Origin of the sequence: Enterobacter sp. MGH 38, from assembly GCF_000492855.1 — a bacterium.
GTDB classification, from domain to species: Bacteria; Pseudomonadota; Gammaproteobacteria; order Enterobacterales; family Enterobacteriaceae; genus Enterobacter; species Enterobacter hormaechei_C.
On record NZ_KI535608.1, the window covers coordinates 1,634,075 to 1,644,829 of the forward strand.

The 10,755-nt window shown below is 50.3% G+C and carries 8 protein-coding genes, 3 tRNA genes and 4 other RNA genes; 11 read left to right on the forward strand and 4 right to left on the reverse strand.

The window, feature by feature from the left end; all coding sequences use genetic code 11:
* The first annotated feature begins 382 nt into the window (after positions 1–382).
* Positions 383–3,064, forward strand: coding sequence for a bifunctional acetaldehyde-CoA/alcohol dehydrogenase (gene adhE / locus L384_RS03725; protein WP_003856730.1), 2,682 nt, complete (start codon positions 383–385; stop codon positions 3,062–3,064).
* A gap of 69 nt (positions 3,065–3,133) precedes the next feature.
* On the opposite strand, the gene tdk is transcribed toward adhE, so the two are convergent.
* Positions 3,134–3,748, reverse strand: a complete 615-nt coding sequence (gene tdk, locus L384_RS03720; protein ID WP_003856726.1) for a thymidine kinase — start codon at positions 3,746–3,748, stop codon at positions 3,134–3,136.
* A gap of 550 nt (positions 3,749–4,298) precedes the next feature.
* Between tdk and hns the strand changes: the two genes are divergently transcribed.
* Positions 4,299–4,712, forward strand: a complete 414-nt coding sequence (gene hns, locus L384_RS03715; RefSeq protein WP_003856724.1) for a histone-like nucleoid-structuring protein H-NS — start codon at positions 4,299–4,301, stop codon at positions 4,710–4,712.
* 202 nt (positions 4,713–4,914) lie between these two features.
* Here the strand turns inward: hns and galU are convergent, their stop codons facing one another.
* The 3 genes from galU to rssA all read right to left on the reverse strand — a co-directional run bounded on the left by galU (position 4,915) and on the right by rssA (position 8,025).
* Entirely contained in the window at positions 4,915–5,820 is a 906-nt protein-coding gene (galU, locus tag L384_RS03710; protein WP_003856723.1) for a UTP--glucose-1-phosphate uridylyltransferase GalU, read from the reverse strand.
* A 199-nt stretch (positions 5,821–6,019) separates the two neighbouring features.
* Positions 6,020–7,033, reverse strand: a complete 1,014-nt coding sequence (rssB, locus tag L384_RS03705; RefSeq protein WP_003856721.1) for a two-component system response regulator RssB — start codon at positions 7,031–7,033, stop codon at positions 6,020–6,022.
* Positions 7,034–7,122: 89 nt separating this feature from the next.
* Entirely contained in the window at positions 7,123–8,025 is a 903-nt protein-coding gene (rssA, locus tag L384_RS03700) for a patatin-like phospholipase RssA (RefSeq protein WP_003856719.1), read from the reverse strand.
* A gap of 113 nt (positions 8,026–8,138) precedes the next feature.
* Here rssA and L384_RS03695 point away from each other — a divergent pair, with 113 nt between their 5' ends.
* The 9 genes from L384_RS03695 to L384_RS22155 all read left to right on the forward strand — a co-directional run bounded on the left by L384_RS03695 (position 8,139) and on the right by L384_RS22155 (position 10,671).
* The gene (locus L384_RS03695) at positions 8,139–8,603 is read left to right on the forward strand and encodes a YchJ family protein (protein WP_003856717.1); all 465 of its coding nucleotides are present in this window, start codon (positions 8,139–8,141) and stop codon (positions 8,601–8,603) included.
* A gap of 41 nt (positions 8,604–8,644) precedes the next feature.
* Positions 8,645–9,487: a formyltetrahydrofolate deformylase gene (gene purU, locus L384_RS03690; RefSeq protein ID WP_003856715.1), complete on the forward strand. Its 843-nt coding sequence runs from the start codon at positions 8,645–8,647 to the stop codon at positions 9,485–9,487.
* 157 nt (positions 9,488–9,644) lie between these two features.
* Positions 9,645–9,729, forward strand: a tRNA-Tyr gene (locus tag L384_RS03685).
* A gap of 34 nt (positions 9,730–9,763) precedes the next feature.
* Positions 9,764–9,848 (forward strand) — tRNA-Tyr (locus tag L384_RS03680).
* 34 nt (positions 9,849–9,882) lie between these two features.
* Positions 9,883–9,967 (forward strand) — tRNA-Tyr (locus L384_RS03675).
* Positions 9,968–10,012: 45 nt separating this feature from the next.
* A non-coding RNA gene (locus L384_RS22140) (RtT sRNA) lies at positions 10,013–10,143 on the forward strand.
* 45 nt (positions 10,144–10,188) lie between these two features.
* Positions 10,189–10,319: non-coding RNA, RtT sRNA (locus tag L384_RS22145), on the forward strand.
* A 45-nt stretch (positions 10,320–10,364) separates the two neighbouring features.
* Positions 10,365–10,495: non-coding RNA, RtT sRNA (locus L384_RS22150), on the forward strand.
* A 45-nt stretch (positions 10,496–10,540) separates the two neighbouring features.
* Positions 10,541–10,671: non-coding RNA, RtT sRNA (locus L384_RS22155), on the forward strand.
* Positions 10,672–10,755: the final 84 nt, after the last annotated feature.

The following is a 10,755-nucleotide window of genomic DNA, read 5'->3' on the forward strand; positions in this document are numbered from 1 at the left end:
TGTTCTTAAACGTTATCAATTCATGATGTTAAACATTTGTGTAATCAATGATATCGCCGCTTCCAATAGTTACTTAATTATTTAACAGTAGAATAATTAGCACAAAATAACCCTGCTGAAAGGTATCAGCTTAGGACAAAATTGATCTCGATCATAATTTTCGTACTCAGAAGTGAGTAATCTTGGTTACGCCGCCAGGGAGATCACCTATCAAAAAGGTATGATGCTAAGGTAAGGCTCTTTTAGTAAATTAGTGAGCTGGAGCAGTGAGTAATCCTTTGTTTTACTGTGTGTTACGCAAGTGGGATCGGCTCTGACTATACTGTCAGACGTATCGAGCGCTGGTTTACTAAAAGAGTTTAAACATTATCAGGAGAGCATTATGGCTGTTACCAATATCGCTGAACTGAACGCCCTCGTCGAGCGCGTAAAAAAAGCCCAGCGTGAATATGCCAATTTCACCCAAGAACAGGTTGATAAAATCTTCCGCGCGGCCGCTCTGGCTGCTGCTGATGCTCGAATCCCTCTCGCTAAAATGGCCGTTGCCGAATCCGGCATGGGTATCGTTGAAGATAAAGTGATCAAAAACCACTTTGCTTCAGAGTATATCTACAACGCCTATAAAGATGAGAAAACCTGCGGTGTGCTGTCAGAAGACGATACTTTCGGCACCATCACCATCGCAGAACCGATCGGCATCATTTGCGGTATCGTTCCAACCACTAACCCAACCTCTACCGCCATCTTCAAATCTCTCATCAGTCTGAAGACTCGTAACGCAATCATTTTCTCTCCGCATCCACGTGCGAAGGACGCCACCAACAAAGCAGCAGATATCGTGCTTCAGGCAGCCATTGCTGCGGGTGCGCCAAAAGATCTGATCGGCTGGATCGACCAACCTTCTGTTGAACTGTCCAACGCTCTGATGCATCACCCGGACATTAACCTGATTCTGGCGACCGGTGGTCCTGGTATGGTTAAAGCAGCATACAGCTCCGGTAAACCCGCCATCGGCGTAGGCGCAGGTAATACCCCTGTTGTGATCGACGAAACGGCAGATATCAAGCGTGCAGTTGCTTCTGTGCTGATGTCTAAAACCTTCGATAACGGCGTTATCTGTGCATCTGAACAGTCTGTTGTCGTGGTTGATTCGGTATACGACGCCGTTCGTGAACGTTTCGCCAGCCACGGCGGCTACCTGTTGCAAGGTAAAGAACTGAAAGCCGTTCAGGACGTGATCCTGAAAAATGGCGCGCTGAACGCAGCTATCGTAGGTCAGCCAGCGTATAAAATTGCTGAACTCGCTGGCTTTAGCGTCCCTGCTACCACCAAGATTCTGATTGGTGAAGTGAAAGTCGTTGATGAAAGTGAGCCGTTTGCTCACGAGAAACTCTCCCCAACGCTGGCAATGTACCGTGCGAAAGATTTTGATGACGCGGTAGAAAAAGCAGAGAAACTGGTGGCAATGGGCGGTATCGGCCACACCTCTTGCCTGTACACCGATCAGGATAACCAGCCTGAGCGTGTTGCTTACTTCGGTCAGAAGATGAAGACGGCACGTATCCTGATCAACACCCCTGCTTCTCAGGGTGGTATCGGTGATCTGTACAACTTCAAACTCGCACCTTCCCTGACTCTGGGTTGTGGTTCCTGGGGTGGTAACTCCATCTCTGAAAACGTTGGTCCAAAACACCTGATCAACAAGAAAACCGTTGCTAAGCGAGCTGAAAACATGTTGTGGCACAAACTTCCGAAATCTATCTACTTCCGCCGCGGCTCTCTGCCAATCGCGCTGGATGAAGTGATTACTGATGGCCACAAACGTGCGCTCATCGTGACTGACCGTTTCCTGTTCAACAATGGCTATGCAGACCAGATCACCTCTGTTCTGAAAGCGGCTGGCGTGGAAACTGAAGTCTTCTTTGAAGTTGAAGCTGACCCAACCCTGAGCGTTGTACGTAAAGGCGCTGAACTGGCGAACTCCTTCAAACCTGATGTGATCATCGCACTGGGTGGCGGTTCCCCAATGGACGCTGCGAAAATTATGTGGGTGATGTACGAGCATCCGGAAACTCACTTCGAAGAACTGGCGCTGCGCTTTATGGATATCCGTAAACGTATCTACAAGTTCCCGAAAATGGGCGTGAAAGCGAAAATGATCGCCGTCACCACTACTTCCGGTACTGGTTCAGAAGTGACTCCATTTGCCGTTGTGACTGATGACGCAACCGGTCAGAAATACCCGCTGGCTGACTACGCACTGACGCCAGATATGGCTATCGTTGACGCCAACCTGGTCATGGAAATGCCGAAATCACTGTGTGCGTTCGGTGGTCTGGATGCGGTAACTCACGCTCTGGAAGCTTACGTTTCCGTACTGGCTTCTGAGTTCTCTGACGGTCAGGCTTTGCAGGCGCTGAAACTTCTGAAAGAAAACCTGCCAGCTTCTTACAACGAAGGTTCGAAAAACCCTGTTGCGCGTGAACGTGTACACAGTGCGGCAACAATCGCGGGCATCGCGTTTGCTAACGCCTTCCTGGGTGTCTGTCACTCTATGGCGCACAAGCTGGGTTCACAGTTCCACATTCCTCACGGTCTGGCGAACGCCCTGTTGATCAGCAACGTTATCCGCTATAACGCCAACGATAACCCAACCAAGCAAACTGCATTCAGCCAGTATGACCGTCCACAGGCGCGCCGTCGTTATGCTGAAATCGCAGATCACCTGGGTCTGAGCGCACCGGGCGACCGTACTGCCGCGAAGATCGAAAAACTGCTGGCATGGCTGGAAAGTCTGAAGGCGGAACTGGGTATTCCTAAATCTATCCGCGAAGCAGGCGTTCAGGAAGCTGACTTCCTCGCTCACGTAGATAAGCTGTCTGAAGATGCATTCGATGACCAGTGTACTGGTGCTAACCCGCGCTACCCACTGATTTCCGAACTGAAACAGATCCTGCTGGATACTTATTACGGTCGTAACTTCACTGAAAGCGATGTCGCAGCCGTAAAAGTTGAAATCCCCGCAGTTGTAAAGGCTGACAAGAAAGCGAAGAAAAACGCTTAGTTGACAGTGTGATAAAAAACCCGCCAGCGGCGGGTTTTTTTATATCTGAGGATCGGTAAAACATTCATGTTATTTTCGATTGTCGCCCTGTAACGCCGTCAGCGAGCCTACAGCCAGCGCCTCTTTATAATGCTTGCGGCAGACCGAGACATAACGTTCATTGCCTCCTATCACCACCTGCTCGCCATCAGCATAGGGTTTACCCGACTGGTCCAGGCGAAGAACCATACTTGCCTTGCGGCCACAAAAGCAGATTGTTTTCAGCTCAACCAGCTTATCCGACCAGGCGAGCAGATACTGGCTGCCGGCAAATAACTCCCCACGAAAATCGGTACGTAATCCATAGCAAAGAACGGGAATATCCAGCTCATCAACGACCTCTGAAAGCGCATGGACCTGCTCACGGGTCAGAAACTGGCTTTCATCTACCAGCACGCAATGGACAGGCTTAGAGGCATGCTCGGCACGAATGTCCTCCAGCAGGTCCGTTTCAGGGTTAAACAGCCTTGCAGGCGATGAAAGCCCTATTCTTGAGCTTACCTTCCCTGCCCCAAAGCGATCGTCGATTTCGGCGGTATAAACAACGGTACGCATCCCCCGCTCCTGATAATTGTATGAGGATTGCAGTAACGCCGTCGATTTCCCTGCATTCATTGCCGAATAGTAGAAATAAAGTTGTGCCATTGGCCGAAGAACCCTAATCAATGTGAAATATTCCCGATGGATCATTGTACCATATTTTGTACCGTCATCAGCGGCGAGCAGCACACTCCAGCCTGCCATGCACCCGTAAATCCTTCGCGAGTAGCGCAAAATAATGCGTTAAAACAGGCAGTAAAGGCATTAAACACTGACAATAAGGTGAGACCGCAACCAGAGATTACACTTCTTTTTATAGTGTCTTCTTCGTTCATTAAAATTCACTATTTATTAACTATTCCTGGCTTCGCTGCGTTTACACGGGGTAATACAAAAGGCTGATATTTATCAACCGCAACTATAATTCCTGAGGTAAAAGTCACAAAACAAACATGCAAATGACGCGCTTTTGCCGTTTGAAACGATATCTCGCAGCCCCAACAAACAATGAAATTTAAGTTAGCGTAATTAATAATAGCGTCGTTTATTTTGTATTTTTTGAATTCCTTACATTCCCACCTATTGCACAAGTGAAATTAAGGCTCTATTATTAGGACAACAAACCCACCCCCATTATAAGTTTGAGATTACTACAATGAGCGAAGCACTTAAAATTCTGAACAACATCCGTACTCTTCGTGCGCAGGCAAGAGAATGTACCCTTGAGACGCTTGAAGAAATGCTCGAAAAATTAGAAGTTGTAGTTAACGAACGTCGTGAAGAAGAAAGCGCAGCTGCGGCTGAAATCGAAGAACGTACACGTAAACTGCAACAGTATCGCGAAATGCTGATTGCCGATGGTATCGATCCAAACGAATTGCTGAACAGCATGGCTGCGGCTAAAACCGGTACCAAAGCAAAACGCGCGGCACGTCCTGCTAAATATAGCTACATCGATGAGAACGGCGAAGAGAAAACCTGGACCGGCCAGGGCCGTACTCCTGCTGTAATCAAGAAAGCAATGGACGAACAAGGTAAACAACTGGATGACTTCCTGATCAAGGATTAATCTGGAAAGATTCTGAAAAATCCCGCTTAATGCGGGATTTTTTATGCCTGTAATATTCGCCCGAACATCTCCTTACATTCTGTCATATTGTGAGGCTCCGTATTTAACGTCCTTGACAATCCCCCGCCAATTACAGAGTGACAGGCATAAAAAAACCGGTGGGCGACGCCACACCGGTCTTGTTCACAGGCTGGTGAGTTTATTACTTTATACCCACGCTACCTTTGAGCCAGGCTTTAAATTCTTCACCCAGGCTGTTATGGCGAATACCATATTCGACGAATGCCTGCATATAACCGAGCTTATTCCCGCAGTCATGGCTCTTACCTTTCATATGGTAGGCTTCCACGGTCTCTTTCTCGATCAGCATATCGATAGCATCCGTCAGCTGGATTTCATCGCCCGCACCCGGAGGCGTTTTCGCCAGCAGCGCCCAAATTTCAGCGCTCAGTACGTAACGACCAACAACAGCAAGGTTAGACGGCGCGACGTCCGCTTTAGGTTTTTCAACAACGCCAACCATCGGTACGCTTTCGCCAGGTTGCAGGTCAACGCCTTTGCAGTCAACCACGCCGTAAGCGGTCACGTCGTCGACTGGCTCAACCATAATCTGGCTGCTGCCGGTTTCGTCGAAGCGTTTAATCATTTCCGCCAGGTTTTCCTGGGAAAGATCGGACTCGTACTCATCAAGGATCACATCAGGCAGAATAACCGCGACCGGCTCATCACCCACTACAGGATGTGCGCACAATACTGCATGCCCCAGGCCCTTCGCCAGGCCCTGACGAACCTGCATAATGGTAACGTGTGGAGGACAAATAGACTGCACTTCCTCCAGCAGCTGGCGCTTAACGCGTTTTTCCAGCATTGCTTCGAGTTCGAAACTGGTATCGAAATGGTTTTCGATAGAGTTTTTAGATGAATGCGTCACCAGCACAATTTCGGTGATACCTGCTGCAATACATTCATTCACGACATACTGGATTAATGGCTTATCAACCAGAGGCAGCATCTCTTTTGGGATTGCCTTCGTCGCTGGCAACATCCTGGTACCCAATCCCGCCACCGGGATAACGGCCTTTCTGACTTTCGAATTAAGGGCAGCCATTGAAATTCTCCTGAACTGTTCAAGTTTTGAACTTTTATGCATTGAATAACGCGTTGAGTATACAGTCTCAGCCACTAATACGGGTCTGAAAAGAACGCGTTGCCGATCAATTAAGACAAATACGCATGAAACTTGCAGCGATAGTAGCACTGCCAGCAAAAACACAGGTAAAGCAATCTGAAAAATAAAATCTGACTGCTTACTCCGTGGACAACATTAAGCGTAACCGCCCTCCGGCACCCCAAATTTGGCACTGCCAGGAGGTGCAGCGATGGCTAATTTGATTAAGGTAAGTATTTCCCAGCGTACCCAACGGCACGCCGTTACTCACCTGAATATGGTGTTCGCCAGTATTCAGTGTGGCATTTAATCCCGCAGACACCAGAATAAGGTTATTCAACCCGCTGTGATAATAGCCAACCAGAAGCGGGAACTGCCCCGGTAAATTGGCCTGGCGAAAAAGTTGGTTGACCTGTTTTAGTAAACTGCCTAGCTCAGGAAGTCGTTGCCCCTGATGGGATAATTGTTCCTGTAGCAATCCATTAAACAGCGCCCGGAGTAATAAGGCCGCCAGAACGCCGTTATCTCCCGCTCGGGTAACATCCAGGCAATAAAAAGCGAGGTCGGAATCCGAGAGCGGCGCAATATCCAGCACCAGTCCAGGCTGGTCAGCCGCTACCAGCTGGCGATAATTTACTCTGCAATGAGAGATATTTTGCTGCACCGGCGGCTGAAGTTCCTGAAGCAGCTTCGCGGCCGCGAGAGGATTACTGACTAAAGCATCCCAGTCCTGGAAAAGACGTTCTTCTTCTTCCACCCGGGAATTAAACATATTGGGATACAGGCAGGCCAACACCGTTTCACGCAGACGGTTCAAATCTTTAACCGGTTTGAGCAGAATATCCTGCACACCTAAACGCAACGCCTTAGCAATATCCGCCATATTTTCGGTGGCCGAGATCACCAGTATCGGTGTCTGATAACCTTCATTACGCAGGTTTTCTACCAGCATTAATCCGTCCATGCGCGGCATCTCAAGATCGCAGATCATCAGATCCGGCGCCATGCTGGCCATTTTTTCCAGTGCCTCGACGCCATCTTCGGCAAGGGACGTGGTTGCACCCAGTGAGGATAACCACGAATCCAGTAGCGATCGGAAAACGGGCTCGTCTTCTACTATCAAAATATGTTTTCCGGCCAATGGCTGTGTCATGGTTCCTCCCCTGGCTGACAGTTACTCAATAGTGGCATGCTATTGGTACTATCGCCTGTCAGATTTTGCTGAAGTAATCAAAAAAGTGCTCAACGTGCTGTACGCACAAAAGGCAACAGTTCATCTATTTTCTTTTCGACGGCTAACGAGCCCGCTGCTATGGCGGCCTCAGCCCGGTGGAAATCAAGGGTAGAGATTTGTGGACAATAGGGTTGAATAAGAATATCCGGAGGATCGCCAGCCATACGGTTTCGCTTCAGGCGATTCTCAAGAATTTGAATAGAGGTCGTCATGATTTCAATGGCGTTCGGTGCGGTCACCGCGCGACGGGCAGCCAGGCGCCCTATTCTGCCGCGTAATCGAGCATGCCAGGCAAGTTTCTCTTCTTCCGCATCATCGCTCTGAAGATTAACCGGCATCAAATCTTGCTGCATGAGGTGAGCATCGTGCTGTAAATCCACGGCAATAACGATATCCGCCCCCATGGCGCGCGTCAGAGAGACAGGGACAGGATTCACTACACCACCGTCAACGAGCCAGTAGCCGTTGTGAGGCACAGGCGCCATTAACCCAGGCATACTACAGGATGCACGAACGGCGAGATGAATATCCCCTTCGGTGAGCCATAACTCCCTGCCCGTACTGAGGTTGGTTGCAACGGCCCCGAAAGGCATTTGGCAGTGGCTGAAGTCAGCGAGGGGCATTATCTTGCGAAACTGATTGAACACGCGTTCGCCGCGCAGCAGGCCGCCACGCTGCCAGGAGAGATCCATCAGGCGCAGCACATCCCAGTAACTGAAGGAGCGCACCCAGCTTTCAAGCTCCGGGAGCTTACCGCAGGCGTACGCAGATCCGACCAGCGACCCGATAGAACATCCTGCAACAATATCAACGTCAATCCCCATCTGGTTTAAGGTATTGATAACGCCAATATGTGACCAACCCCGGGCAGCACCTGAGCCCAACGCCAGTCCAATTTTTACCTTTCTCATTAGCCCTGTTTTACTTCCCCTGGATTCCCGACATAGCGTCAACGCACCTGCTCAGTTAACATATTGCTACCTTAAGCGTTTAACGCCTTATTTTTTGTTCCAGGAAGAGAATCGTGTCTCAACTCTGCCCCTGTGGTAGCGCTCTGGAGTATAGCCTATGTTGCCAGCGATATCTTTCTGGCAAGCAGGTTGCACCAGACCCGTCACACCTTATGCGCTCGCGGTATACTGCTTTTGTGATCAAAAACGCAGACTACCTGATTAAAACCTGGCATCCGTCCTGCCATGCTGCCGATTTTCGCCAAGAGATTGAAGCCGGATTTGCTAACACCGTCTGGCTGGGCCTCACCGTCTTTGAAGCCGCTCCCGGCCGCGATGCGAACGAGGGCTATGTCAGTTTTGTCGCCCGCTTTAGCGAACAAAACAAACCCGGCGCCATCATTGAACGGTCACGGTTCTTAAAGGACAGCGGGCAATGGTATTATATTGACGGCACACGTCCGCAATTCGGTCGTAACGATCCCTGCCCCTGTGGTTCAGGAAAAAAATTTAAAAAGTGTTGCGGCAGTAATGCCTGACAACTCAGACTTCGCAAATACATAAACAGGATTTCCCGGCGATGCAATCATTACAACGTAAAGTTCTGCGCACTATCTGTCCCGATCAAAAAGGGCTGATCGCACGAATTACCAACATTTGCTACAAGCATGAACTGAATATCGTGCAGAACAACGAGTTCGTTGACCACCGTACCGGTCGCTTCTTTATGCGTACCGAACTGGAAGGCATTTTCAACGACACAACCTTGCTTGCCGATCTGGACAGCGCCCTGCCGGAAGGCTCGGTGCGCGAGCTGAACCCGGCGGGCCGTCGCCGTATTGTCATTCTGGTCACCAAAGAGGCGCACTGCCTGGGCGATCTGCTGATGAAAGCCAACTACGGTGGCCTGGACGTCGAAATTGCCGCCGTCATTGGCAACCACGAGACGCTGCGTACACTGGTAGAACGTTTCGACATTCCGTTTGAGCTGGTCAGTCACGAAGGCCATACCCGTGAAGAGCACGACAACCTGATGGCTGCTGCGATTGAAGCGCATAACCCGGACTACGTGGTGCTGGCGAAATATATGCGCGTGCTGACGCCATCCTTCGTGGCGCGCTTCCCGAACAAGATTATCAACATCCACCACTCCTTCCTGCCAGCCTTTATTGGCGCGCGTCCGTATCACCAGGCATACGAGCGTGGGGTGAAGATCATTGGCGCAACCGCGCACTACGTGAATGATAATCTGGATGAAGGCCCAATCATCATGCAGGACGTGATTCACGTGGATCACACCTACACGGCAGAAGATATGATGCGTGCTGGCCGTGACGTTGAGAAGAACGTACTAAGCCGTGCGCTGTATCAGGTACTTGCCCAGCGCGTCTTTGTGTACGGCAACAGAACGATTATTCTTTAATCCCTCGGAAAATGAATTGATTAGCTTTACGCCTTTGCGGATAAAAAGCAGGCAAACAGCTTCATTTTCCTAAAGGAATGCTTTACAGGGGCGTCTCATTTGATATGATGCGCCCCGCTTCCAACAGGAAGCAGGCCAGTTAAAAGCATTACCCCGTGGTGGGGTTCCCGAGCGGCCAAAGGGAGCAGACTGTAAATCTGCCGTCATCGACTTCGAAGGTTCGAATCCTTCCCCCACCACCATCTCCAGCTTTACCTCAAAATATGAATTACCCCTGGTGGGGTTCCCGAGCGGCCAAAGGGAGCAGACTGTAAATCTGCCGTCATCGACTTCGAAGGTTCGAATCCTTCCCCCACCACCATCTCCAGCTTTACCTCAAAATATGAATTACCCCTGGTGGGGTTCCCGAGCGGCCAAAGGGAGCAGACTGTAAATCTGCCGTCATCGACTTCGAAGGTTCGAATCCTTCCCCCACCACCATCGCTTCCAGATGCTACAGCACTCTCTCAAAGCACAATGCCCCATGGTTCTTCAGTGCGGGGAAGGATGAGAAGCTTCGACCAAGGTTCGATTCGAGCGTAGCGAGAAAGCGTAGCCGCAGGCAACGACCCGAAGGGCGAAGCGCGAAGCGCTGAGTAATCCTTCCCCCACCACCATCACTTCCAGATGCTACAGCACTCTCTCAAAGCACAATGCCCCATGGTTCTTCAGTGCGGGGAAGGATGAGAAGCTTCGACCAAGGTTCGATTCGAGCGTAGCGAGAAAGCGTAGCCGCAGGCAACGACCCGAAGGGCGAAGCGCGAAGCGCTGAGTAATCCTTCCCCCACCACCATCACTTCCAGATGCTACAGCACTCTCTCAAAGCACAATGCCCCATGGTTCTTCAGTGCGGGGAAGGATGAGAAGCTTCGACCAAGGTTCGATTCGAGCGTAGCGAGAAAGCGTAGCCGCAGGCAACGACCCGAAGGGCGAAGCGCGAAGCGCTGAGTAATCCTTCCCCCACCACCATCACTTCCAGATGCTACAGCACTCTCTCAAAGCACAATGCCCCATGGTTCTTCAGTGCGGGGAAGGATGAGAAGCTTCGACCAAGGTTCGATTCGAGCGTAGCGAGAAAGCGTAGCCGCAGGCAACGACCCGAAGGGCGAAGCGCGAAGCGCTGAGTAATCCTTCCCCCACCACCATCACTTCCAGATGCTACAGCACTCTCTCAAAGCACAATGCCCCATGGTTCTTCAGTGCGGGGAAGGATAAGAAGCTTCGACCAG

Excerpts from the sequence above, each read along its gene's own strand:
- purU (WP_003856715.1), top strand. The coding sequence starts at position 8,645 with ATGCAATCATTACAACGTAAAGTTCTGCGCACTATCTGTCCCGATCAA.
- tdk (WP_003856726.1), bottom strand. The coding sequence starts at position 3,748 with ATGGCACAACTTTATTTCTACTATTCGGCAATGAATGCAGGGAAATCG.
- hns (WP_003856724.1), top strand. The coding sequence starts at position 4,299 with ATGAGCGAAGCACTTAAAATTCTGAACAACATCCGTACTCTTCGTGCG.
- galU (WP_003856723.1), bottom strand. The coding sequence starts at position 5,820 with ATGGCTGCCCTTAATTCGAAAGTCAGAAAGGCCGTTATCCCGGTGGCG.
- rssA (WP_003856719.1), bottom strand. The coding sequence starts at position 8,025 with ATGAGAAAGGTAAAAATTGGACTGGCGTTGGGCTCAGGTGCTGCCCGG.
- adhE (WP_003856730.1), top strand. The coding sequence starts at position 383 with ATGGCTGTTACCAATATCGCTGAACTGAACGCCCTCGTCGAGCGCGTA.
- rssB (WP_003856721.1), bottom strand. The coding sequence starts at position 7,033 with ATGACACAGCCATTGGCCGGAAAACATATTTTGATAGTAGAAGACGAG.